Annotated in this window: 22 protein-coding genes; all 22 read left to right on the top strand. The window is 65.1% G+C overall.

Going from position 1 to position 23,413, the window contains the following annotated elements; translation table 11 throughout:
* Window position 1: 1 nt before the first annotated feature.
* Complete coding sequence (locus tag DM807_RS09215; RefSeq protein ID WP_012272085.1) at window positions 2-616, top strand: malonate decarboxylase holo-ACP synthase; 615 nt, start codon at window positions 2-4, stop codon at window positions 614-616.
* A complete protein-coding gene (gene mdcH / locus DM807_RS09210; protein WP_060494032.1) occupies window positions 613-1,533 on the top strand; it encodes a malonate decarboxylase subunit epsilon in 921 nt (306 codons plus the stop codon). The genes DM807_RS09215 and mdcH overlap by 4 nt, the downstream gene beginning before the upstream one ends.
* A gap of 100 nt (window positions 1,534-1,633) precedes the next feature.
* Entirely contained in the window at window positions 1,634-2,056 is a 423-nt protein-coding gene (madL, locus tag DM807_RS09205; protein WP_012272087.1) for a malonate transporter subunit MadL, read from the top strand.
* 2 nt (window positions 2,057-2,058) lie between these two features.
* Window positions 2,059-2,823: a malonate transporter subunit MadM gene (madM, locus tag DM807_RS09200; RefSeq protein ID WP_012272088.1), complete on the top strand. Its 765-nt coding sequence runs from the start codon at window positions 2,059-2,061 to the stop codon at window positions 2,821-2,823.
* Between the two features lie 196 nt (window positions 2,824-3,019).
* A complete protein-coding gene (gene mnxG, locus DM807_RS09195; RefSeq protein WP_179027296.1) occupies window positions 3,020-8,854 on the top strand; it encodes a manganese-oxidizing multicopper oxidase MnxG in 5,835 nt (1,944 codons plus the stop codon).
* An 18-nt stretch (window positions 8,855-8,872) separates the two neighbouring features.
* The gene (locus DM807_RS09190) at window positions 8,873-10,849 is read left to right on the top strand and encodes a cytochrome D1 domain-containing protein (protein WP_012272090.1); all 1,977 of its coding nucleotides are present in this window, start codon (window positions 8,873-8,875) and stop codon (window positions 10,847-10,849) included.
* Window positions 10,846-11,502 carry an SCO family protein gene (locus DM807_RS09185; protein WP_060494029.1) on the top strand — a complete coding sequence of 219 codons (657 nt, stop codon included), beginning with the start codon at window positions 10,846-10,848 and terminating at the stop codon, window positions 11,500-11,502. Before DM807_RS09190 ends, DM807_RS09185 begins: the two co-directional genes overlap by 4 nt.
* Complete coding sequence (locus DM807_RS09180) at window positions 11,499-12,164, top strand: SCO family protein (RefSeq protein WP_012272092.1); 666 nt, start codon at window positions 11,499-11,501, stop codon at window positions 12,162-12,164. Before DM807_RS09185 ends, DM807_RS09180 begins: the two co-directional genes overlap by 4 nt.
* A gap of 197 nt (window positions 12,165-12,361) precedes the next feature.
* Window positions 12,362-13,846 (top strand): cytochrome c/ABC transporter substrate-binding protein, encoded by a 1,485-nt coding sequence (locus tag DM807_RS09175; protein WP_179027295.1) that lies wholly within the window; start codon window positions 12,362-12,364, stop codon window positions 13,844-13,846.
* Between the two features lie 12 nt (window positions 13,847-13,858).
* Entirely contained in the window at window positions 13,859-14,500 is a 642-nt protein-coding gene (locus DM807_RS09170; protein ID WP_012272094.1) for a SurA N-terminal domain-containing protein, read from the top strand.
* A 249-nt stretch (window positions 14,501-14,749) separates the two neighbouring features.
* Complete coding sequence (locus DM807_RS09165) at window positions 14,750-15,283, top strand: response regulator (protein WP_041166482.1); 534 nt, start codon at window positions 14,750-14,752, stop codon at window positions 15,281-15,283.
* 60 nt (window positions 15,284-15,343) lie between these two features.
* Window positions 15,344-17,017, top strand: coding sequence for a GspE/PulE family protein (locus tag DM807_RS09160; protein ID WP_060494026.1), 1,674 nt, complete (start codon window positions 15,344-15,346; stop codon window positions 17,015-17,017).
* A complete protein-coding gene (locus DM807_RS09155) occupies window positions 17,001-17,780 on the top strand; it encodes a hypothetical protein (protein ID WP_012272097.1) in 780 nt (259 codons plus the stop codon). Before DM807_RS09160 ends, DM807_RS09155 begins: the two co-directional genes overlap by 17 nt.
* A gap of 1 nt (window position 17,781) precedes the next feature.
* Entirely contained in the window at window positions 17,782-18,324 is a 543-nt protein-coding gene (locus DM807_RS09150) for a pilus assembly protein (protein WP_179027294.1), read from the top strand.
* On the top strand, window positions 18,311-18,874 hold the full coding sequence (gene pilO / locus DM807_RS09145) for a type 4a pilus biogenesis protein PilO (protein WP_179027293.1): 564 nt from the start codon (window positions 18,311-18,313) through the stop codon (window positions 18,872-18,874). Before DM807_RS09150 ends, pilO begins: the two co-directional genes overlap by 14 nt.
* On the top strand, window positions 18,874-19,383 hold the full coding sequence (locus DM807_RS09140; protein WP_012272100.1) for a hypothetical protein: 510 nt from the start codon (window positions 18,874-18,876) through the stop codon (window positions 19,381-19,383). The genes pilO and DM807_RS09140 overlap by 1 nt, the downstream gene beginning before the upstream one ends.
* On the top strand, window positions 19,380-21,245 hold the full coding sequence (locus DM807_RS09135) for a secretin N-terminal domain-containing protein (RefSeq protein WP_012272101.1): 1,866 nt from the start codon (window positions 19,380-19,382) through the stop codon (window positions 21,243-21,245). Before DM807_RS09140 ends, DM807_RS09135 begins: the two co-directional genes overlap by 4 nt.
* A complete protein-coding gene (locus tag DM807_RS09130) occupies window positions 21,242-21,721 on the top strand; it encodes a type II secretion system protein (protein ID WP_012272102.1) in 480 nt (159 codons plus the stop codon). The genes DM807_RS09135 and DM807_RS09130 overlap by 4 nt, the downstream gene beginning before the upstream one ends.
* A gap of 5 nt (window positions 21,722-21,726) precedes the next feature.
* Window positions 21,727-22,101 carry a type II secretion system protein gene (locus DM807_RS09125; protein WP_012272103.1) on the top strand — a complete coding sequence of 125 codons (375 nt, stop codon included), beginning with the start codon at window positions 21,727-21,729 and terminating at the stop codon, window positions 22,099-22,101.
* Window positions 22,076-22,603, top strand: a complete 528-nt coding sequence (locus tag DM807_RS09120) for a type II secretion system protein (RefSeq protein WP_179027292.1) — start codon at window positions 22,076-22,078, stop codon at window positions 22,601-22,603. The genes DM807_RS09125 and DM807_RS09120 overlap by 26 nt, the downstream gene beginning before the upstream one ends.
* Window positions 22,600-22,992: a curli production assembly/transport protein CsgE gene (csgE, locus tag DM807_RS09115; protein ID WP_012272105.1), complete on the top strand. Its 393-nt coding sequence runs from the start codon at window positions 22,600-22,602 to the stop codon at window positions 22,990-22,992. The genes DM807_RS09120 and csgE overlap by 4 nt, the downstream gene beginning before the upstream one ends.
* Window positions 22,989-23,402: a curli assembly protein CsgF gene (locus DM807_RS09110; protein WP_012272106.1), complete on the top strand. Its 414-nt coding sequence runs from the start codon at window positions 22,989-22,991 to the stop codon at window positions 23,400-23,402. Before csgE ends, DM807_RS09110 begins: the two co-directional genes overlap by 4 nt.
* The last annotated feature ends 11 nt before the right edge of the window (window positions 23,403-23,413 follow it).

Genomic DNA, 23,413 nt, shown 5'->3' with positions numbered 1-23,413 from the left:
GATGAACGCGCCAAGGCCGCACGACCTGCTGTGGGGGATGCCTGTGTCGGCCTTGCCTGCCGATGCGCCGCAGTGGGCGCTGGACGTGCTGGCCGGTGCTCAGCCGGTGGTGGTACGCCGTGCCATTTGTGACCATGGCTGGGTGGCGGTCGGGCTGCGTGGTCAGGGCCGGACACAGCGTTTTGCAGCGTTGATGCGTCTGGTCGACATTCAGCGCCAGCAAGGCCCCGAAGCGCTGCGCGGGCCTGGGCAAAGCCCGTGGCCTGCGCTGCAGGCGTTGGCCTCGGTCGCCCCGGTGTTGAATGCCAGTGGCCTGGCCTGGGGACCAACAGGCGGGGCGGGGTACCAGATCGCTACCGGTATCGAAGTGCTCCATACCGGCAGCGACCTGGACTTGCTGCTGCATACGCCACAACCGCTGGCCCGTGCCCAGGCGCGGGAGCTGTTGGATATCCTCGACTGCGCGCCTTGCCGTATCGACGTGCAGCTGGAAACCCCAGCGGGGGCTGTCGCCCTGCGAGAGTGGGCCGGTTTCGCTCGCCGCGTGCTGCTCAAGTCGGACCATGGGCCACGCTTGGTCGGCGACCCGTGGGCGGCGCAGGAGCGCGCGGCATGAGCAGCCTGTTCGCCTTCCCCGGTCAAGGCGCCCAGCAGGTAGGCATGTTGCAGCGCCTGCCTGAAGGTTCGGGGCAGTTGCTGGAAGAGGCCAGCGATGTGCTTGGTCAGCCGGCGCTGGCACTGGACAGCCAGCATGCACTGCAAGCGACCCGTGCCGTGCAGCTGTGCCTGCTGTTGAGCGGTGTGGCCTGGGCGCGCTGGCTGATGCAGCGCAGCCCTGCGCCGGACTACGTGGCGGGCTTGTCGATTGGTGCCTATCCGGCTGCGGTGGTAGCGGGCGCCTTGGGGTTTGCCGACGCCGTGCGCCTGGTTGCCCTGCGTGGCGAGCTGATGCAGCGCGCCTACCCACAGGGGTATGGCATGACTGCACTCAGCGGCCTGGACCTGGCCAGCGTCGAGCGCCTGCTGAGCGAGGCGCCGGGAGAGGTGTACGTCGCCAACCTCAACAGTGAAAACCAGATCGTTATCGCCGGTAGCGATACCGCGATGGCTGCGGTCGCAGCCAGGGCGCGTCGCCTTGGCCAAGGTGCGGCCCGGCGCCTGGCAGTCAGCGTGCCGTCGCATTGCCCGCTACTGGCCGGCCCGGCGGCGGAACTGGCTAGTGCTTTCGCCACGGTCGTGCTGCAACGGCCACGTATCACGTACCTAAGTGGCAGCAGCGCACGGCCGATATTCGACCCACAGCGCCTGCGCGACGACCTGGCCGGCAACATGGCGCGGGTGGTCGACTGGCGTGCTACGTTGCGCAACGCCTATGAGCGCGGCGTACGCCTGCACCTTGAGCTACCGCCCGGTAGCGTGCTCAGCGGGCTGGCCCGCCCGGTATTCGAACAGGGCAGGGTGGTGGCTGTGGAGGGTACCCGTTGGGACAGCCTGGATGCGCTGCTGCGCCAGGAGGTGGCCCAGAACCGATGATGGCAGGCTGATGCGCTCCCACATTGACCGCGTGAGCCGGGCAAGTGTGTTTACGAAGAACAACAACAAGCAACTTCGACACTATCTGAGGGCAACAACAATGATCATCTATGGTGTGGCACTGCTGGCAGTCTGCACGCTGGCCGGCGTTATCGTCGGCGACTTCCTGGGCGTGCTGCTGGGCGTCAAATCCAATGTGGGTGGGGTTGGCATCGCCATGATCCTGCTGATCTGCGCACGCCTTTATATGCACCGCAACGGTGGCATGAGCAAGGAATGCGAGTTTGGCGTGGGCTTCTGGGGCGCCATGTACATCCCGGTTGTGGTGGCCATGGCCGCCCAGCAGAACGTGGTCACCGCCCTGCACGGCGGGCCGGTGGCGCTGCTGGCGGCGGTGGGCGCGGTGCTGGTGTGCGGCGCGACCATCGCCCTGATCAGCCGCAGCCATCGCGGCGAGCCTTTGCCCGCGCTTGACCCCACCCCTGAAGCCAGTGCGCAGGTTGCCCCTGCAGGAGGTCGTTGAACATGTGGCCCATCATTGAAAGTGCCTTGGAACACAACGGCCTGATCACTGCCTTCGCGGCGGTAGGCGCAATCATGTGGTTGTCGGTCGTGCTGTCGAAGTACCTGACCTTCGGCCGCGTGCACGGCTCGGCCATCGCCATCGTCATTGGCCTGGTCCTGGCCTGGGTCGGCGGCACCCTCACCGGCGGCCAGAAAGGCCTGGCCGACATGGCGCTGTTCTCCGGTATCGGCCTGATGGGCGGGGCCATGCTGCGTGACTTCGCCATTGTCGCCACGGCTTTCGAGGTGCAGGCCACCGAGGCGCGCAAAGCCGGCATGATCGGCGCGGTGGCGCTGTTGCTGGGCACTGTGTTGCCGTTCATTGTTGGCGCAGCGGTGGCTTACGCCTTCGGTTACCGCGATGCGGTGAGCATGACCACCATCGGTGCGGGTGCGGTGACCTATATCGTCGGGCCTGTGACCGGGGCGGCGCTGGGGGCCAGTTCGGATGTGATGGCCCTGTCGATTGCCACCGGGTTGATCAAGGCGATTCTGGTGATGGTGTTCACCCCTGTATCGGCGCGCCTGCTGGCGCTGGACAACCCACGCTCGGCGATGGTGTTCGGTGGGTTGGCGGGGACGGTGTCGGGGGTGACGGCCGGGCTGGCCGCGACGGATCGGCGGTTGGTGCCGTATGGGGCTTTGACGGCCACTTTCCATACTGGACTGGGTTGCCTGATGGGCCCGTCGATCTTGTACTTTTGTGTTCGCGGTCTGGTCGGCTGACAGCGAATTCGTGGGAGCCGCCGCATCGACATCAAACGCTGCGATGCGGCCCCCCCCGATTCTGGGAAATCCGTTGGGGGATCCTCCCCAATCTGTTTCGGTTGATCTCATAACTTATTGATAAGGAGGAATATTATCTTCTGGCATACACCTTGCTGCAGCTCCCCGCAGAGTTCCTGTGTCCCGGAGGTGCAGCATGACTACGCCACGCAAAGGCCCCCTTCTGTCATCACTCGTTCTGGCCCTGCTGGGTTGGGAATCGACCAGCGAGGCGGCCGTGCAGTGCCAGCGCACCTTGGTCGCCAATGTGGTGGCACTGGACCAACCCCTGATGTTCAACCGCCTTGGTGCGCAAAACGCCAACGGCATGCTGTTCGCGCTCCGCGAGGATGTGGTGGACGACAAGCAGGTGCCGCTTAGCAGAGGCGGGGCTGCGGTACCCGGCAAGGTTACGCTGCGCCCGGACAAGCGCCCACGGCCGATCGTGCTGCGCGTGGCTGCCGGTGACTGCCTCACGGTCAACCTGACCAACCTGCTCGATTACCGGGCCAACCCCAACAAGCACGGTATCGAGGCAGAGGGGCCCGAGGGTGAAGAGGTGGAAAACGAAGCGGATGAAGGCTTCGTTGCCGACGAACAGGTGGCCGAGCGCATGGTCGGCTTCCAGGTCAACGGTATGCAGGCGGTCAATAGCATCGCCGACATTTCTGCCTACACCGGGCGCAATGGCAACTTCTTCGTCAGCCCCGGCAGCACCCGCAGCTACACCTTGTATGCCGAGCGCGAAGGTGCCTTTGCCGCTACCAGCAAAGCCGCCACGTTTGGCGGTGAAGGCACGGCGGGCAACGTTGCCAATGGCCTGTTCGGCCAGGTGGTGGTGGTGCCCAAGCTTGGCCGCACCTACCGCAACACCCTCACCGAAGAAGAAATGCGCCTGGCCACCACTGGCCGTACTGCCACCGGCCAGCCGGTGATCGACTACGAAGCTCGTTACCCGCAAGTAGAACCATGGATCGCCGAAGGCAAGGCCGGCAAGCCGATCATAGCCATGGTCAACGGTAACGAGATCATCAACAGCGAAACCGATGCCATCGTCATGGGCCCAAACCCCGACGGCAGCTTCCCCAAGTCGACCTACCCACTGGAAAGCATGGGCAAGCGCAACCCGGCGCTGCCCAACCGCCTGGAGGCGTTCCGCGATTTCGCCTCGCAGTTCGCCGACGAGGTCGCGGGCACTCAGGCGTTCCCCGGCTACTGGGCGGACCCTGTGATGGGCCATGTACTGGAGCCGACGCGTGACTCCTTCATGATCAACTATGGCTCCGGTGGCATGGGCGCCGAAGTGGTGGCCAACCGCCTGGGGGTGGGCCCGATGCACGACTGCCTGTCGTGCGCTTACGAAGAGTTCTTCCTCAGCGCCCATACCGTCGGCGACATCGGCACCCTGGTGGATGTGCCGGCCAACGTCGGCCTGGAGCACATCCGCCCAGGCGAAGTCCCGCCGGCCAGTGCCGTTGGGGTCAAAGCCAGCATGGCCCTGTACCCCTCGGAACCTGCCAACGTGCACCACAGCTACATCGGCGACTTCACCAAGTTCCGCAACACCCACAACGGGCATGAGCAGCACATCTTCCACCTGCACGGCCACCAGTGGCTGTTCAACCCCAATGACGACAACTCTGACTACATCGATGCCCAAGGTATCGGCGCCGGTGTCGGCTACACCTACGAGATCGCCAACGGTGGTTCGGGCAACCGCAACCGGGTGGCCGGCGATGCCATCTACCACTGCCACTTCTACCCGCATTTCGCCCAAGGCATGTGGGCCATGTGGCGGGTACACGATGTGTTCGAAGAAGGCACCCGCCTGGAGGTGAGTGGGCAGGGCGAGAATGGCTTCCACAGTACGCCATTCGCCTTGCGTAGCGGCAAACCGGCAGCGGGCGCTCGGGCGCTACCCGATGGCGAGATCGTCGCCGGCACGCCGATCCCGGCCATCGTGCCGCTGCCGGGCAAAGCCATGGCACCGATGCCTGGCAAAGTGGTGGTGGTACCCAAACTCTCCGAAACGCTGGTCGCTGCCAATGACGATGATGACGACGATGAGGAGGGCGATGACGACCACGCCAACCAACCCCCCGTGCGCAAGGCTGTCGGCTCGCTGGCATTGGTCGATCGTACCGAAGCCAACCGAAATGCCGACGGCACCCTGAAAAACCCAGGTTACCCATTCTGGATCGGCGGCATGGAAAGCAGCGTCGGCAACCGCCCACCCACCCCGCCGCTGGACATGCTCGACCCGGCCCTGGCCCGGCAGCTGAAAGACAGCGGCAAAGCCCTGTGGGCCAACCTGGATGCGAACCAGGTCGATGGCTGGGACGGTGGCCTTGGTCGCCACGCGCTGGACGGCGTTTCGGCCGGCGGCGAAGCCGAGACCACCACCACCAAGCTGGACTTCACCAAGGTCGTGCACAAGGCCAAGCCCATCTACCTACCGGAAGAGGGCACCGATGTCGAGCAGGCTGCCATGCAGTTCCACGCCATGGCCGAACACCCCAGCTATGCCCTGATCCCTGGCAGCCAACCCGTGGCCAAGGCATTCCGCACCAACGGTGCCTTGCCCACCGCCGGCGCACCGTACTACGAACCGTGCATGGATGACCGTGGCAAACGCTTGACCCAGTCTTCGGGCGTGGGCGAGTTCTTTAGCGGCGAGAGCCCTACCGGCCTGAACTTCCGTGGCGCTTCGGCCTTTACCGCCGACCGCCCACGTATCTACAAAGGTGCCAATATTCAATTCGACGCGGTGTACAACAAGGTCGGCTACCACTTCCCACAGGCACGCATCATTGCCCTATGGGAAGACGCCTGGCCGGTGATTACCAAGCAGCGCCCACCAGAGCCACTGGTGATGCGCATGAACACCTTCGACTGCACCATGTACCAGCACACCAACCTGATCCCGAACATCTACGAGATGGACGACTACCAGGTGCGCACCCCGACCGACGTGATCGGCCAGCACATCCACCTGCCTAAATGGGACCTGACCGCTGCCGATGGCTCGGCCAACGGCTGGAACTACGAAGACGGCATTCTCTCGCCCGGCAGCGTGGTCGAGCGCGTACATGCCATCCGTGCCTACAACGGCTGCACCGAGGGCGATAGCCGCGACGGCACCGCTGCCTGCCCGAAAGCCAAGCAGCACCCGTACTTCGGCCGCTTCGGCCGCGCCGACTGGCTGGGCGCACGCACTGCCATGCAGCGCTGGTTCGCCGACCCGCTGGTGAACGTGTACAACGTCGACCGTGGCCTGGGTACCATCTTCACCCATGACCACCTTGGCCCATCGACCCACCAGCAACTGGGCCTGTATGCCACCGTGCTGGCCGAACCCGCTGGCTCCACCTGGTACCACGCCGAAACCGGTGAGCAGCTGTACAACCCGGCCACGCGCCAGGATGGCGGCCCGACCTCGTGGCAGGCAGTGATCCAGACCGGCGACCACGATGGCGATGGCAAGAACGATAGCTACCGCGAGTTCTTCCTGGAGTACAGCGACTTCCAGCATGCTTATGAAGCGGGTGTTTACGTGGGCGCAGGGCCAGACGGCATCCCCAATGCCCAGTCGTACCCTGCCACCGCTGACAGCTTCCGCTACGCCATCAACCCCCCAGTGCGCGGCAAGGCGTCGAACCTGCTTGAAGCCATCGTCGAAGAACGTGGCGGTATCAACCCTGGCTGCCCAAGCCGGCCATGCCCGCAGGCGATCTCGGTGGACGACCCAGGCATGTTCGTCGTCAACTACCGTAACGAACCGTTGGCGCTGCGCGTGTACGACCCGAACAAGGTCGGCCCGGACGGCAAGCGTGGCATGCAGGCCGACGGCCTGGCCGGCGACCTTAGCTATGCCCTGCAAACCCGTACCGACCGCGCCATCCCGGCGATGAACCTGGCGCCTTCGGCGATCACCTCGGCGGTTGGCCCTACCGGCGGCACCACGCTGTTCCCGCCGCACATCAACAAGGCTGGCGCCGAACCGGGCGACCCATTCACCCCGTTGCTGCGCACCTACTCCGGTGACAACGTGCGTCTGCGCATGCACGCCGGGGGCCACGAAGAAGAGCACAACGTCACCCTGCATGGCGTGAAATGGCTGCAGAACGGTACCGGTTTCGGCAATAGCTCCAACTCGGGCTGGAAGTCATCACAGATGATCGGCATTTCCGAGCAACTGGGCTTCATGGCGCCGGTGTCGATGATCTCGAGTTCCGCAGCCACCAACGGCGACTACCTGTATTCGCTGGACGCCGCCCTGGAAGGCTATTGGAACGGTATATGGGGCATCATGCGCAACTACACCGTGCAACGTGCCGACCTGTTTGCGCTGCCTAACAACCCGCAACCGGTGGCCATGCGCAACACCGTGAACTTTGACGGCATCTGCCCGAAAACCACGGCCAACCCCAACGGCATCGGCACCCGCACCACGGTCAAGCGCAACTATGAGATTGTCGCGGCCCTGGCCAACGACATTCTCGAAAACCGCAACGGCGTCAGCATCAACGACCCGGCGGGCATCGGCCAGCACGTGGGTGGCGCGCTCAAGGCCAACGGCGGCACCCTGGTGTTCAACAGCCGTAGAACCGCCATCCCGCTGGTGAGTGGGGTAGACCCCGAAGATGGGGAACCTTTCACCATCGGTGGTCACAGTGCACCGCTGCATGACCCGACCGCGATCCTGTATGTGCGCAAGGCCGACCTCGATGCCAGCACTGGCAAGCTCAAGGCAGGTGTCCCGGTAGAGCCGCTGGTACTGCGCGCCAACGCTGGCGACTGCATCAGCATCACCCTGGAAAACCGCCTGCCACTGGTGATGCCAGACCTGCCAAGTACCGCCGTGATGCACAACGTGGTCAAGCGTGACCGCTTCGGTAGCGAGGGCTCCACCGCCTTCGCCAACAACCTGATGCGGCCGTCCAGCCACGTGGGCCTGCATGCCCAGTTGCTGGCCTACGACATCACCAAGTCCGACGGTGCCAACGTTGGCCTGAACCCGGTGCAGACCGTGCCACCCCGTGCCGGCACCAGCGGCGCCTACCCAACCAAGGTGTACCAGTACTACGCCGGCCACCTGGAGCGTGAAGGCAAACCGGTGTCGCAACTTGGCCGCACCGTGGACAACATCAACACCACGGCCATCGAGTTTGGCGGCCTCAACCTGACCCCGTCGGACTTCATCAAGCAGCCGCAAAAAGGCCTGGTGGGCGCCATGAGCATTCTGCCGCAAACCGCCACCTGGACCGAAGACACCGCCACCCGTGCCCAGGCCACGGTGAAGGTCAGCGGCCAGCCGGATTACCGCGACTTCGTCACGGTGTGGCAACGTGCGCTGAACATGCGCTGGGCCGATGGTCGCCCGGTAGAAGGCATCAATACCGAAGGCAACGGCGCTGCCGGTGACCCGCAGGACAACGGCAACATGGCGGTCAACTACAAGACCGAGCCGTTGTGGCTGCGCTTCGGCATGGCCCCCGACTCGCCATTCGGCCGCGCCAATGGCCTGGGCTTTGGTGATGTGCCCAACGCCCACATGGCGTACGCCAACGCCTTGGTCGGTGGCGACCCGCAGACCCCGGTGCTGTACGCCAAGCCTGGTCAGCCCGTGCGCAACCATATCGTGATGCCCAGTGGGGGCAGCCGCGGCATGGTCTATCAGCTGGACGGGCACATATGGCCACTGCACAACTACCAAGCCGAGAAGAGTGATGTGGACGGCTACCCGATGAGTCTGCCGGGTATCGGTTCGGTGCGCTTCGGCAACAACCCGATGGCCATGTATATCGGCGCGCAGGAAAGCGTACTGCCAGCGGCGCACTTCAGCTTCATGCTGCCCAGTGCCGGCGGTGCCAACGCGGTGGCGGGTGACTACCTGTTCCGCGACTACGCCGCCTACGGCAACCTTTCGGGGCTGTGGGGAATCTTGCGGGTGACCAACGAAGCGCCGCCGGCAACGGCCCCGGCGCAGTGACGGAAAAGGAGCGCGAGCATGAACAAAAAGACTCGCCCTGCTTACTTGGGGGTAATGTTGGGTGTGGCGCTGATTGGCCTGGGCGTGGCGTATGAAAAGCTCTGGTGCGACCCGCGCGAGCTGTTGCAGGAACCTGCCGACCCGCAGGCCCTGCACCGGCTCAGCCGGGACGGCGTCACCGTGGAGTTCGAAGCCCGACCGTTGGCCGGCGGGGAGCTGAAGGAAGGCAGCTTCGCCAACATCCGTTTCAAGCTCAGCGACCAGAGCAGTGGCCAGCCGCTGTCGGGCATGGCCCCAGGGGCGTGGATCGACCCCGCGCAGTCGGCCCCGTTGGGTGACCGCGAGCAAAGCTGCAAGGCGCGGGTCGCGCTGTTTCTCAAGAGCAGCATCGGGGCCCGGCCGCTGCTCGACCTGAACAGCTACTTCCTGCTGATGCTGAACAAGGACGCCAGCCTGACCGTGATCGACCCGACTGTGTCGGTGGGCGGCGTGACCAGCACCATGGCCCGCATCGACCTGCCCGGACGGCCCATGGACTGGGTGGCTACCAGCGACGACAAGCAGGTGTTCGTGTCGATCCCCGAGCGCGGCAAGGTGGCGGTGATCGACACCGAAACCTTCACCCGTGTCGCCGACCTGGACGCCGGCGACCAGCCGCTGCGCGTGGCCTTGCAGCCGGACCAGCACCGGCTGTGGGTTGGCAACAACAGCAGCGACCCGGCCAAAGGCGGGGTAACCGTGATCGACGTGCCGGGGCGCAACACCCTGAAAAGCTTCAATACCGGCACCGGGCACCACGAAATCGCCTTCAGCGCTGACTCGCGCTATGCCTACGTCAGCAACCGCGACAGCGGCACCCTGAGCGTCATCGACATCCCGGAAATGCGCCTGGCCAAGACCATCAAGGTTGGCCCGCACCCGCTCTCGGTCAGCTATTCGGCGCTGTCCCAGGCCGTCTACGTGGTCGATGGCGAGGAGGGCAGCGTGCGGGTCTTCGACGCCCGCAGCCATCAGCTGCGCCACACGGTCAAGGCCGAGCAGGGCCTGGGGCCGATGCGCTTCAGCAGCGATGGCCGCTACGGCATCGTGCTCAATACCCTGGAGAACCAGGCGCTGGTCATAGATGCCAGTACCGACAAGCTGATCCACCACATCCCGGTGGCGGCCGAACCGTACCAGCTGACCTTCACCAAGGGCTATGCCTACATACGTGGCCTGGCTTCGCCCAAGGTCACCATGATCAACCTGTCCAGCCTGGGCGAGGGGCGTGCACCGATCGTGCAAGGTTTCGAGGCCGGCCCGGCAGCGCCGCGCCAGGCCGGTGACCTGCCGCTGGCCCAGGGGCTGTCGGTGTCACGCGATGACAACTCGGTGTTCGTGGTCAACCCGGTGGACAACACCACCTACTTCTACGCCGAAGGCATGAACGCGCCAATGTCCGGCTACAACAACCGTGGCCACCAGGCCCGCGCGGCCATCGTTGTCGACCGCAGCCTGCGTGAAGTGGCGCCTGGGGTGTATGGCTCGACCGTGAAGCTGCCCGCCGCCGGCAAGTTCGACGTGGCCTTCCTGCTCAACCAGCCGCAGATCATCCATTGCTTCAGCACCGATGTGGCCGCAGCGCCCAATGCCAGCAAACGCAAGGGCGCGCGTGCCGAGTTCATCGGCCTCGACCAGCCTTTGCCGCAGCACAGCGACTTTACCGCGCGGGTGCGTATCGTCGGCGACGACGGCCAGCCACGCCTGGGCCTGAACGACCTGAGCCTGCGCTACTTTCTGGCGCCATCGTCGATGCCGCGCAACCTGCAGCTGCAAGAGGTGGGCGAGGGTGTGTATCAGGCGGCGCTGAACCTGCCTGAAGCCGGCGCCTGGTACCTGCATGTGCAGTCGCCCTCGCTGGGGCGCAAGTTTGCCGAAGAAAACTACACCAGCCTGCGCGTCCTGCCGGCTGCAGCGACCAACGCTTCCCAGACTGACGTGAGGAATGTGCGATGAACGCCAAGCATGCTTTCACACTGTTGGCCCTGAGCCTGGCGTTTGCCAGCAACCTGGCCCTTGCCCACGCCGGTCACGACCATGACGGCCATGGCACGCAACCGCCAGCGGCTCGCCAGGAAAAGACCAGCGTGCGCTTTGCCGATGTTTCGCTCTTGAACCAAGACGGCATGCCGGTACGCCTGGAGAAAGACCTGGTAAGCGACCACCTGGTGGTCATGGGTTTCATCTACACCAGTTGCACCACAGTGTGCCCGGTGGTGTCGTCGATCATGGGCAAGGTCCAGCAGCAGCTGGGTGGCCGGGTAGGCGAGGAGATCCACATGGTGTCGATCAGCGTCGACCCTCAGCGTGACGATGCCAAGCGCCTGCAAGACTACGCCAAGGCCTTCCAGAAGGGGCCGGGCTGGAGCTGGCTGACCGGCACCCCGTACGCCGTCACCGAGACCCTCAAGGGCCTGGGTAGCTTCAGTGCCGACCTCAGCCAGCACCCGCCGCTGATTCTGGTGGGTGACGGGCGCAGTGGGCACTGGACACGTTACTACGGCTTCACCGACCCGGCGGTACTGATCGAAGAGATCAACCGCCTCAGCGCCCGGCGAGTGCATGCCAAGAGCACTGCCATTGCCGACCATCACGAGGTGCAACCATGAGCACTGCAAGCTCCCGCCGCGCAAGCATGCGCGGGTTCGACTGGCTGGTGCTGGGTGGTTGCCTGTGGATTCTGGCCTCGGTGGCCTTCGCCCACGAAGGCCATGCGCCACAGGCCCCCGAGCCGCAGCCGGCGCCGCAGGCGATGACCAGTGGTGGCGGCACCCGTGATGCCCAGACCTGGTTCACCGACACGGTGTTGAAGGACCAGAATGGCCGCGAGCTGCGCTTTTACAGCGACGTGCTCAAGGACAAGGTGGTGATGCTTAACGTGATCTTCACCCACTGCACCGACGCGTGTCCGCTGATTACCCGCAAGTTGCGTGAAGTGCGCGAAGCGATGGGGCCGCAGCTGGCCAGCCAGGTGACTTTCGTGTCGATCAGCAGTGACCCGCTGAACGACACCCCGCAGGCATTGAAGGCGTTCGCCGAGAAGCAGGGCGTGGATGGGCCGAACTGGCTGTTCTTGACCGGCGACAAGGCCAATGTCGACCTGGTGCTGGGGCGTATAGGGCAGTTCCTGCCCAGCCCTGAGCAGCATTCGACTCAGCTGATTGCCGGTGACGTGGCCGGCAAACGCTGGAGCAAGATCCGCCCGGATGCGCCACCGGCGGCGATTGCCCAGCGCATGCAGCTGTTGGCTCAGCCACTGGCAGGCCGGTGATTGCCATGGTGCGATCCCTGTGGAATCAACCTCTGAGGGGGCAGCCTTTGTGGGAGCGGCATTGCGTCGCGAAAGGGCTGTGCAGCAGCCCCAGCACTGGCAGCCTTGACCCCGAAAGTGGGGAGCGTTGCGCGCTCCTTTTGCGACGCAAGGCCGCTCCCACAGGGCTTGCGATCTGCTTGGCATGCTTGCTGGGCATGTCGCCTTTTGCCTCTGCACTGGACCTCACCGACCACGAGCAAGCCGGCAAACGCCTGTACCGCGAAGGCGTCTCCAGCAGCGACGCCCAGCTGCAAGCGCGGGTCGGCGCCAGCGATATGGCGGTGCCCGCCAGCGTACTGCCCTGCGCCAGCTGCCATGGCAACGACGGCCGTGGCCGCGCCGAAGGCGGTGTGCGCCCGCCCAGCCTCGACTGGCAACGCCTGGCACTCGGCCAGGGCACACGCGAGGCCAACGGCCGCAGCTACCCTGCCTATACCGACAGCAGCCTGGCCCGCGCCATCCAGCATGGCGTCGACCCGGCAGGCAACCGCCTGGACCCGGCCATGCCACGCTTCGAACTGACCCTGGCCGACCAGCGCAACCTCACCGCCTATCTGAAGCGGCTAGCCCAGGAACGCGACCCAGGTGTGGAGGAGGGTGTGCTGCGCCTGGGCACCTTGCTGCCCGCGAGCGGCCCGCTGGCCGAAGCCGGGCAAGTGATACAGGCCGTGCTGGAAGATGGCCTGGCGCAGCTCAACCAGCAAGGCGGCATCCACGGCCGGCGCTTGGAACTGGTAGTGCTTGACCCAGGTTTCGATCCCGCCAGCGCCGAACGCGCCTTGCACCAGTTGCTGGAGCAAGAGCGGGTGTTCGCCCTGGTCACGCCATTGGCACCGATGCTCGACCAGCGCCTGACGACCTTGTTGGCGCCACAGAACGTACCGCTGATTGGCAGCACCCCACGCAGCGGCGGCAGCGCACAAATCTTCGACCCGCTACCCGGCCTGCCCGAGCAACTGCTGAGCCTGGCAGGCCATGCCCGTACAACGCTGGGGCTGGCCGCGGATGAGCTGCGCGTGGTGTATGCCGGCAACGAACAGGCCGCGTTGGCCGAGCAGGTGCGCGAGCGTTTGCTGCAGCAAGGCTGGGCACCACCGGCCATCCAGGCGTTCGCCGGCCAGGCGGTGGACGGGCAGGGCATCGTCTTCCTTGGCCGCGCCCAGGCCTTCGCCGAGTTGGCGGCGGCGTTGCAGGCGGTGGGCCGCCAGCCTTATCTGTTCGCCGCTTCCAGCCAAGTGGCCGGTGCGGTGGCACGCGTGCCCGAGCAGTGGTCGCAACGGCTGTTTCTGGCCTACCCCTACGTGCCGGAGGATTGGACCGAGCAAGGCCTAGCAACCCTCGCCGGGCTGCAGCAGCGCCAGGGCCTGGACCCACGCCAGGCGTCGTTGCAGGTCAACACGTTGTGCGCGTTGCAGCTGTTGAGTGAAGCGCTGAAACAGATTGGCCGTGATGCCAGCCGCGAGCAGCTGATTGCTGCGCTGGAAGGCCTGCACGATGTGCCTACCGGCCTGACCCCGGCGCTGGGCTTCGGCCCCGGCCGCCGCCAGGGCATGGCCGGGGCCCATGTGGTGGCGGTGGCCCTGCCGGGGCCACGCTTTACTGCGGTCACACCGTACCGGCCTGTGCCGGACACCCCCTGAGCGGAGGTTGCCATGCGTATCGTATTGTTGTGCCTGTTGCTGGTGCTGGCCAGGGCGAGCTGGGCCGATGTGCCGGCGGCGCGGGTCAATGGTGTGGAGATCGAGCTGTTGCGCCTGGAGCGCTACTTCAGCGAGTACCTGGACGCCCAGGGCCGTGCGGTGACCAGTATCCGCAACCCAGGCCTGTACAAGCGCCTGCGTGACCAGGCGCTGGACGAACTGATCGACAAGGAGCTGTTGTGGCAGGAAGCGCAACGCCAAGGCATTGCCGTCAGCGATGAACGGGTGTCGGCGCACGTCGGTGAAGTGGAAGCAGCCTTTGGCAGCCCGGCGGTTTTCGAACGGCGGCTGGCAGAGGCAGGCTTCGATAGGGCACAGTACACTGAATACACCCGGCAGGACATGGCAGCCCAGCAGGTGTATGCCCAGCTCAGCGCAGTCGACGCGCCGAGCCAGGGCGAAGTGGAGGCATTCTATGATGCCAACAAAGAAAGACTGCAAGGAGCGCAGAACCAAAGTGATAACCCTTCGGTCATACGCGAACAGGGCCTGGTCTTGGCCAGGGCTACGCTCATCGGTCAACGCGAGGCGCAGGCGCGCCAATCCGTGCGCCAACGTTTGCGCGAATCCGCTAAAGTGGAGATCGCCGACTGAGGCCCACGATGGCGTTTCCCCCAATGCTGGGGAATTAAGGTTTGGCAATGTGCCATCATTTCCCCCGCTTGTGGGGAACCGGTTGGGTGCGCGTGCTCAGCGTATTTCGGGTGCTGGCCGGCACCCTTGGCAAATCAGTGACTTACAGCGGTGCAACATGACTATTCACGCCTGGCACGAAGCCTGCTCAAGCCTTGTTAAGGGCGCACTTCGCAGACCGGGTAACCGGGCAGTTTTTAGGAGTCGACCTTGGTGAACAGAGTATTGGTAGTCGATGACGAACAGACTCTTGCGCAGAACCTGCAAGCGTACCTGCAGGCGCAAGGCCTGGAAGTTCATGTTGCCCACGACGGTGCCAGTGGTATCGAACAGGCTGAAAGCCTGGCACCGCAAGTAGTTGTGCTGGATTACCGCTTGCCCGACATGGAGGGTTTTCAGGTTCTGGAGGCTGTACGCAAGAACAGGCAATGCCACTTCGTGCTGATTACCGCCCATCCCACCGTCGAGGTGCGTGAGCGGGCCGCCGAACTGGGTGTGAGTCATGTCCTGTTCAAGCCGTTCCCACTGGTGGAACTGGCCCGTGCAATCTTCGACCTGATGGGCATCGAGCGCCGGCGCAGGGCCACGGACAACCCGGCAGAAGGGTTCGTCGAACGACGCCAGAACAGGAACGAATCGTTCCCCCTGCAGTTGTACGATGGAAGCTGGGTATTGGCCGACCGCCGCCGTAATGGCGTCAAGCCGCCAGGGCCCGACGACGATCAACTGCTCACAGGGGAATAGCGGCGCCCGCACCCCTGGCCGAGCCAGCCTGCGACGCGCCCCTGAGCGGAGTCGCAGGCCATGTCAGAAGCATTCGATGCAGCAGTATCAGCCTACCCCCGCGACCTGTTGGCCCAAGCCCGCCTGCAAGCCAGTGATGAGCGCCTGCTCAATTGCCTGGAACGCCTGGCCTGCGACACCCCCGATACCTTCACCCGCCGCCTGGGCCTGACCCTGCACTACCCGGTACTGGACAGCCACACCCTGCTGGCCAGCAACCCACGCTTCGACAAGGTGTCCCTGGCCCAGTGCCTGAAGCGCGAATTCGTGCTGATCGAGCAAAACGGCCAGTTGCTGGGCGTGTTCGCCGACCCCTTCGACCACACCCGCCTGGCCTGGATCGACGATGTGCTGCAAGGCGCGCCGCTGTACCTGGCCCACGCCGCCGAACTGGCCACCTTTCTGGCCCGGCACGAAGAAAGCTTCCATGCAGTCGATGCCCTGGACCACGACCCCGAGGCCAGCAGCGAAAGCGACCCGCTGCAACGCCTGTCACTGGCCAGTATCAGCGAAGACCAAAGCCGCGTGGTCAAACTGGTCAACTCCACCCTGTACGATGCGCTCAAGCTGCACGCCAGCGACATCCACCTGGGCATGACCGGCCAGGGCCTGACCATCAAGTACCGTATCGACGGCGTGCTCAACGGTGCCGGCAAAGCCAGCGGCAGCGCCTTTGCCGACCAGGTGATTTCGCGGATCAAGGTCATGGCCGAGCTGGACATCGGCGAAAAGCGCGTACCTCAGGACGGGCGCTTCAAGGTCGCCGTGGGCGATCGGCAAATCGACTTTCGGGTGTCGATCATGCCCAGCATCTTCGGTGAGGACGCCGTACTGCGGGTGCTCGACAAGCAGGACTTGTCCGACCGGGTCAGCGGCGTGCAGTTGCAAGCCCTGGGCTTTGCCGACGAAACCCTGCGCGCCCTGCGCCGGCTGGCCGCCGAACCTTACGGCATGATCCTGGTGACCGGCCCCACCGGCAGCGGCAAGACCACCACCCTGTACGCCATGATCAGCGAGATCAACCACGGCGTGGACAAGATCATCACCATCGAAGACCCGGTCGAGTACCAACTGCCCGGCGTGCTGCAGATCCCGGTCAACGAGAAGAAGGGCCTGACCTTCGCCCGTGGCCTGCGCTCGATCCTGCGCCATGACCCGGACAAGATCCTGGTTGGCGAAATCCGCGACCCCGACACCGCCCAGATTGCCGTGCAGTCGGCGCTCACCGGCCACCTGGTGTTCACCACCATCCACGCCAACAACGTATTCGACGTGATCGGCCGCTTCAGCCAGATGCAGGTCGACCCCTACAGCTTCGTTTCCGCGCTCAATGCAGTGCTGGCCCAGCGCTTGATTCGCCTGGCCTGCCCGCACTGCGCCACGGCCTGCGAACACGATGACGACACCCTGTATGGCTCGGGCCTGACCCGCGAGGCCGTAGCCGGTTGGACCTTCGTGCGCGCCCAGGGCTGCGGCCAATGCCGGGGCAGTGGCTACCGCGGCCGCAGCGCCATTGCCGAACTGCTGCACCTGGACGACGACCTGCGGCAAATGATCGTGGAGCGCCGCCCCCTGGCGCAAATCAAGACGCTTGCCTGCCAGCGCGGCCTGCGCCTGCTGCGGGCCTCGGCCCTGGACCTGGTCCGCGATGGCCGTACCACCCTTGAGGAGATCAACCGTGTCACATTCATCTGATCGTTTCTGCGCTGTATTGGGCGCCGAGGGTGTCGGCCTGGGTCGCTGGCACAATAACCACCACCAATGGCTGGGTAGCCGTGAGTTCAGCTGCGATGCCGCCCAACCGGCCTGGGCAGCCGCCGTCGATGCACTGGCCGCGCTGCTGGCCGAGCATGCCGTACGTGGCGCCCAGTTGCGGGTATTGCTGTCGGCCCGCTACAGCCGCTTCTGCCTGGTGCCCTGGAGCGATGCCATCGGCCACCCCCGCGAACTGGATGCCTATGCCCGGGCCTGCTTCGAAAACCTCTACGGGCAGCCCTTGGACGACTGGCGCATCGTGCTGTCGCCTGAGCCTGCCGGTGCTGCCCGCATCGCCACGGCGCTGCCCGAAGCCCTGCTGCAACGGCTTCAGGCGCTGGGCCGGGAAAGCCGCCTGAACCTGCGTTCGGTGCAGCCGTACCTGATGGCCGCCTACAACCGTTGCTCGCCGCAGCTGGAGCAAGGCGACTTCCTGTTCGTGCTGGCCGAACCGCGCCGCAGCGTGCTGCTGCTGGCTGCAGGTGGGGCCTGGCAGCAAGTGCTGGCGCAAGGTTGTGCCGACAGCGACCAGGCCCTGCAAGCGCTGATCGAGCGCACTTGCGAGCTGTACGGCGAGCACCTGCCACGGGTTTACCTGCATGCCCCAGGCCGGGGCGACGTGCCGCAACTGGCGGCGGTGCAGCTGTGCCAGCCGGCCAGCGAAGCCGACCCGCTGTGCGCCATGTGGCGGGCGGTGGCCTGACATGCGCCGCCTCGACCTGGAATTCCAGCCCCGGCGCACCAGCCCTTTGGCCTGGTCGCTGCTTGCTCTGGGCAGCGCCGTGGTCGTAGGCCTGGTGCTGCTGCAACACAGCTTGCAGGCCGAGCAGGTCGACCTGGAGGCCAGCGTGCACAGCCTTGAGCTGCAACTGGGCCGCCGTCCGGCCACCGTAGCGCCACAAAACAGCGCTGCCAGCCGCGAGCAAGCCGAGCGTCTGGCACAGATGCGCAGTGTGTCGCAGCAACTGCAACGCCCCTGGCAGCAGCTGTTCGCCATGCTCGAAGCCATGCCCCAGGACGATGTCGCGTTGCTTGGCCTGACCCCGGATGCACGCAAGGGCCAGGTGCGCATTGCCGCCGAGGCACGCAACCTCGAAGCGATGCTGCAGTACCACCAGCGCCTGGAAGCCAGTGACGAGCTAAGCGATGTATCGCTGCTCAACCACGAGGTGCTGGCCGCACAGCCTGAGCACCCCGTGCGCTTCACCCTCACCGCCACTTGGGAGACCGGCCATGCGCGCCCTTGAATCGCTGAACAGCCTGATCCTCCAGGAGCGCCTGCGCAGTGTCGGCCCGGTCGGCCTGGCGGCGGTGGCCGTAGGCCTGCTGGCCATTGGTGTGGCCTGTGCCGGGGTGCTGCCGCAATGGCAGGACGTGCGCGAACTGCGCGCCACCGAAGCGGACGCCAGCGTGCAGGTAGGGCGGGTCAAGCGGGGTGAGCTGAAGATTGCCGTCAAACCCGAACAGCAGGCCCTGGACAGCCTGCGTCAGCAACTGCCGGGGCAGCCCCAGGCCAGCGAGCTGATCGAGCGCCTGTATCACCTGGCCAGCGCCGAGCACATCAGCCTGGCCCGTGGTGAGTATGCCCTGGGCATCGACCCCAAGACCCAGCTGGCGCGCTACCAGATCGTGCTGCCGGTGCGCGGCAGCTATCCGCAGATTCGCGGCTTCCTCAAGGGCCTGCTCAAGCAGCTGCCGACCCTGGTGCTGGAAGACCTCGAGCTGCAACGCAAACGCATTGGCGACAGCGAGCTCAATGCCCGCCTGCGCATGACCCTTTACCTGTCGAGGTCGTGATGAACACTCAACGTGCAGTCATCTGGGCCGGTTTCCTCGGCGTGAGCGCAGCGCTGGCCTGGGCACCCGGCCATTGGTTCGGCCAAGAAGACGCGCTGGCCCCGGTCGCCGGCAAGCCAGCTCCCACAGAGACTGCGGGCAGCGCCGCTTCTGCGGGTGCGGCTTTGGCCGCGAAAGGGCCGGACCAGGCCTCCAGAGACCTGTTCCCCACCCAGCAGTGGACCAAGCCCAAAGCCCTGGCCACCGTCACCGAACAACCCGTGGTTGCCGCGCCAGCAGTAGTGCCAGCGCCAACCGCTCCGGCACTGCCATTCGAATTCATCGGCCGCATGGGTGACCGCGACGACCTGCAGATCTTCTTGCAGAGCGGCGAAAAACTCTACGTCGTGCGCCAAGGCGACGTGATCGAAGACACCTATCGCCTCGACCGCGTTTCAGCCAGCGAGCTGAGCCTGGTCTACCTGCCTTTGCACCAGTCGCAGACCTTGTCTGTAGGGAGCGCACCATGAAGTCGTCGAAGCTGTGCAAGCCTGCTCCGTTCCTGCTCGTGGCGCTGTGCGTGGCCATTGCCGGCTGCGGTACCAGCGCGGTACGCAAGGACAGCGACCAGTTGATGAAAGAGGGCCAGTACGAGGCCGGCATTGCCCGCCTGGAAGAAGCCCTGCGCGATGACCCACGCGACACCGAGCTGAACATCGCCCTGGCCCACAGCCGTCAGGCGGCAGTCGAGGCGCTGATCACCCAGGCCGACGCCGACCGTATCCGCCACGACTTCGCCAATGCCCGCATGGGCTATGGCCGAGTGCTGACCCTGGAGCCGAACAACCGCCGCGCCCAGGAAGGCATCCGCCAGCTGGAACTGATCCGCACCCTCGACGAGCGCGTGGCGCTTGGCCAGGCCGCGCTGCGCCAGGGCGACCTGTTCGGCGCCGAGCGCTACATGCGCGAAGTGCTGCGCCTGGACCCGCAGAACCAGAAGGGCATGACCCTGCGCAGCGACATCGAAAACGTCCAGGCGCGCACAGCACAGCCATACCCGCAGTTGCGCAGCAAGCTGGAGCGGCCGGTGACCCTGGAGTTTCGCGATGCCAACCTGAAGACCATCTTCGAGGTGCTGTCGCAGGTCGCCGGCATCAACTTCATTTTCGACAAGGACCTGCGCCCGGACATGAAAGCCACCATCTTCGTGCGTGAAGTGCGCATCGAAGACGCCGTGGCCCTGCTGCTGGAGCAGAACCAGCTGCGCCAGAAGATCGTCAACGACAACACCGTGATGGTCTACCCCGACTCGCCGCAGAAGACCAAGGACTACCAGGAACTGGTCATGCGCACGTTCTACCTGACCAGCATCGACGCCAACACCGCGCTGAACATGGTCAAGACCATGCTCAAGACCCGCGACGTGTTCGTCGACGAGCGCCTCAACACCCTGACCATGCGCGACACCCCGGATGCCGTGCGCATGGCCGAGAAGCTGCTGCAATCGCAGGACCAGTCCAACCCCGAGGTGGTGCTGGAAGTGGAGGTGATGGAAGTGGCCACCTCGCGCATCCTCGACCTCGGCCTGCAATGGCCCAACACCTTCGGCGTGCTGAGCAACGACGGCAAACCGGTCAGCGTGCTCGACCAGCTCAAGGGCATCGACTCCAGCCGCATCAGCATCTCGCCGGCGCCGCAGGCCAAGATCAACGCTTCGGACAAGGACATCAACACCCTGGCCAGCCCGGTGATCCGCGTCAGTAACCGCGAGCAGGCACGCATCCACATCGGCCAGCGGGTGCCGATCATAAGCGCCACCTCGGTGCCGTCCACCCAGGGCCCGGTGATCACCGAAAGCGTCACCTACCTGGACGTCGGTTTGAAGCTTGAAGTACAGCCCACCGTGCACTTGAACAACGAAGTGGCGATCAAGGTGGCGCTGGAAGTGAGCAACGCCACGCCGTTGGAAGCCACCCGCCAGGGCACCATTCCGGTCCAGGTCGACACCCGCAACGCGCAGACCAGCCTGCGCCTGCACGATGGCGAAACCCAGGTACTGGCCGGCCTGGTGCGCAATGACCACAACGCCAGCGGCAACAAAATCCCCGGGCTTGGCGACATCCCCGGCCTGGGCCGGCTGTTCGGCAGCAACAAGGACGACATGAGCAAGAGCGAGCTGGTGCTGGCGATCACCCCGCGCATCGTGCGCAACCTGCCGTACCAGAGCCCGTCGGACATGGAGTTCTCCACCGGCACCGAGTCGGCCATGCAGGTACGCCAGATGGCCCCGCTGCCACCAATGGACGTGCCTGGCAATGCGCCAACCACCGACGCACCGGTCGTGGACAGCCAAATGGCGGTCGCCCCGGTCAACGGGAGCCCACGGCCATGAAAACCCGGCGCCGTATGCACGGCTTCAGCCTGATCGAGGTGGTGCTGACCCTGGCACTGCTCGGGCTGCTGGCCAGCATGGCCGCGCCGCTGACCGAAACCGTGGTGCGCCGTGGCAAGGAGCAGCAACTGCGCGAGGCGCTGTACCAGATTCGCGATGCCATCGACGCCTACAAGCGGGCCTTCGACGCCGGCTACATCGAGAAACGCCTGGATGCCAGCGGCTACCCGCCGAACTTGCAGGTACTGGTGGATGGCGTGCGCGATGTGCGCAGTGCCAAGGGCGCCAAGTTCTACTTCCTGCGGCGCATCCCGCACGACCCGCTGGTGGCGGCCAAGGATGAAGACGAAGGCGGCTGGGGCCTGCGCGCCTACGACAGCAGCCCCGACAACCCGCGCGAAGGCGAAGACGTGTTCGACGTGTACTCCAGGGCTCGCGGCAAAGGCCTCAACAGCATCCCTTACGGGCAATGGTGACAGCCATGAAACGCAGCAAAGGCTTCACCCTGATCGAACTGCTGGTGGTCATGGCGATCATCGCCACGCTGATGACCATCGCCATGCCGCGCTATTTCAACAGCCTGGAAAGCTCCCGCGAGGCCACCCTGCGCCAGAGCCTGGCGGTGCTGCGCGAGTCATTGGACCACTACTACGGCGACACCGGCCATTACCCGGACTCGCTGGAGCAACTGGTGGAGCAACGCTACCTGCGCAACACCCCGGTCGACCCGATTACCGAACGCAGCGATGCCTGGCAGTTGGTGCCACCGCCCGAAGGCGTGGCCGGCGGCGTGGCCGATATCAAGAGCGGTGCCACAGGGAGGGCGCGTGATGGCAGCCTCTTCGCTGAATGGTAAGGCCCAAAGCGGCTTCACCTACCTGGGCGTGCTGCTGCTGATTGCGGTCAGCAGCGTGGCCCTGGCCGCTACCGGCACGATCTGGGCCAGCGCCGCCCAGCGTGACCGCGAACGCCAACTGCTGTGGGTGGGCACCCAGTACGCCCAGGCCTTGCGCAGCTACTACCGCGCCTCGCCGGGGCTGGCCCAGTACCCGCAGGACTTGGCCGACCTGTTGCAGGACAATCGTTTCCCCCAGGCCAGGCGGCACATTCGCAGGCTGTACCCCGACCCCATCACCAACAGCGACGAGTGGGGCCTGCTGCGCTCGATCGACGGCCGCATCACCGGCGTGCACAGCCGTTCGGACGCCACCCCATTCAAACGCAGTGGCTTCAGCGCCGAATGGACAGGCTTCGAGGGGTTGGAGCATTACAGCGACTGGCAGTTCGTCGCCGAGCAGGCCTTCAGCGAAAGTGCCGGCGGTGTGCAGACCCACAGCGGCCCGGGAGACACGCCATGAACAGCCTGGCAGCGCTGTGCCTGAGCCTGCTGTTGCTGGCCACCTCGGCCAAGGCCGGTAATGAAGACGAGATGCAAGGCTTTATCGTCGACAACACCATCTCGCACATCGGCCACGACTTTTATTACTACTTCGCCGACCGCCTGCGCGCCACCAGCCGCCTGGACTTCAACCTGGTGGTACGCGAACGCCCCGATGCCCGCTGGGGCAGCCTGGTGACGGTGGAATTCGAGCGTGAAGTGATGTACCGCCGCTTCCTGCCACCAAACACCACCGAACTGAAAGACGAGGCCGTTGCCGCCGCCGACCTGGTCAAGCAGCAAATCATTCAACGCAAGCTGCAACGCCTGCTGCAGGACACCACCGACTTGGAGAGGGACGAGCTATGAACCACCGCATTCCACGTTGCATCGCCGCCTGCCTGCTGGCCAGCGCTTTTGCTGCCCAGGCCACCGAGCTGGTGTACACCCCGGTCAACCCGGCGTTTGGCGGCAACCCATTGAACGGCACCTGGCTGCTGAACAACGCCCAGGCGCAGAACGACTACGACGACCCCGACCTCAAGGACCGTGCCTCGGCCTTTACCGGCACCACAGCCCTGGAGCGCTTCAGCAACCAGCTGGAGTCGCGGATGTTGTCGCAGTTGCTGGACAACATCAGCAACGGCAGCACCGGCAGCATGGCGACCGATGCGTTTCTCATCGACGTCATCGACGATTCCGGGGCCTTGAGCATCAAGGTCACCGATCGCGCCACAGGAGAAATTTCGATCATTGAGGTCAGCGGCCTGAACCCCTGAGAGGGAAGGGC

The organism is Pseudomonas hunanensis (genome assembly GCF_013393325.1).
Taxonomy (GTDB): Bacteria; Pseudomonadota; Gammaproteobacteria; order Pseudomonadales; family Pseudomonadaceae; genus Aquipseudomonas; species Aquipseudomonas putida_P.
This window is presented reverse-complemented; position numbering and strand designations above follow the sequence as displayed.

Bases quoted from the DNA above. Each gene is read 5' to 3' on its own strand.
- DM807_RS09180 (WP_012272092.1), top strand. From the start codon at position 11,499: ATGAGCACTGCAAGCTCCCGCCGCGCAAGCATGCGCGGGTTCGACTGG.
- madL (WP_012272087.1), top strand. From the start codon at position 1,634: ATGATCATCTATGGTGTGGCACTGCTGGCAGTCTGCACGCTGGCCGGC.
- DM807_RS09110 (WP_012272106.1), top strand. From the start codon at position 22,989: ATGAACCACCGCATTCCACGTTGCATCGCCGCCTGCCTGCTGGCCAGC.
- DM807_RS09185 (WP_060494029.1), top strand. From the start codon at position 10,846: ATGAACGCCAAGCATGCTTTCACACTGTTGGCCCTGAGCCTGGCGTTT.
- DM807_RS09160 (WP_060494026.1), top strand. From the start codon at position 15,344: ATGTCAGAAGCATTCGATGCAGCAGTATCAGCCTACCCCCGCGACCTG.
- DM807_RS09125 (WP_012272103.1), top strand. From the start codon at position 21,727: ATGAAACGCAGCAAAGGCTTCACCCTGATCGAACTGCTGGTGGTCATG.
- DM807_RS09215 (WP_012272085.1), top strand. From the start codon at position 2: ATGAACGCGCCAAGGCCGCACGACCTGCTGTGGGGGATGCCTGTGTCG.
- mdcH (WP_060494032.1), top strand. From the start codon at position 613: ATGAGCAGCCTGTTCGCCTTCCCCGGTCAAGGCGCCCAGCAGGTAGGC.
- pilO (WP_179027293.1), top strand. From the start codon at position 18,311: ATGCGCGCCCTTGAATCGCTGAACAGCCTGATCCTCCAGGAGCGCCTG.
- DM807_RS09130 (WP_012272102.1), top strand. From the start codon at position 21,242: ATGAAAACCCGGCGCCGTATGCACGGCTTCAGCCTGATCGAGGTGGTG.
- DM807_RS09170 (WP_012272094.1), top strand. From the start codon at position 13,859: ATGCGTATCGTATTGTTGTGCCTGTTGCTGGTGCTGGCCAGGGCGAGC.
- madM (WP_012272088.1), top strand. From the start codon at position 2,059: ATGTGGCCCATCATTGAAAGTGCCTTGGAACACAACGGCCTGATCACT.
- DM807_RS09190 (WP_012272090.1), top strand. From the start codon at position 8,873: ATGAACAAAAAGACTCGCCCTGCTTACTTGGGGGTAATGTTGGGTGTG.
- csgE (WP_012272105.1), top strand. From the start codon at position 22,600: ATGAACAGCCTGGCAGCGCTGTGCCTGAGCCTGCTGTTGCTGGCCACC.
- DM807_RS09135 (WP_012272101.1), top strand. From the start codon at position 19,380: ATGAAGTCGTCGAAGCTGTGCAAGCCTGCTCCGTTCCTGCTCGTGGCG.
- mnxG (WP_179027296.1), top strand. From the start codon at position 3,020: ATGACTACGCCACGCAAAGGCCCCCTTCTGTCATCACTCGTTCTGGCC.
- DM807_RS09150 (WP_179027294.1), top strand. From the start codon at position 17,782: ATGCGCCGCCTCGACCTGGAATTCCAGCCCCGGCGCACCAGCCCTTTG.
- DM807_RS09175 (WP_179027295.1), top strand. From the start codon at position 12,362: ATGTCGCCTTTTGCCTCTGCACTGGACCTCACCGACCACGAGCAAGCC.
- DM807_RS09120 (WP_179027292.1), top strand. From the start codon at position 22,076: ATGGCAGCCTCTTCGCTGAATGGTAAGGCCCAAAGCGGCTTCACCTAC.
- DM807_RS09140 (WP_012272100.1), top strand. From the start codon at position 18,874: ATGAACACTCAACGTGCAGTCATCTGGGCCGGTTTCCTCGGCGTGAGC.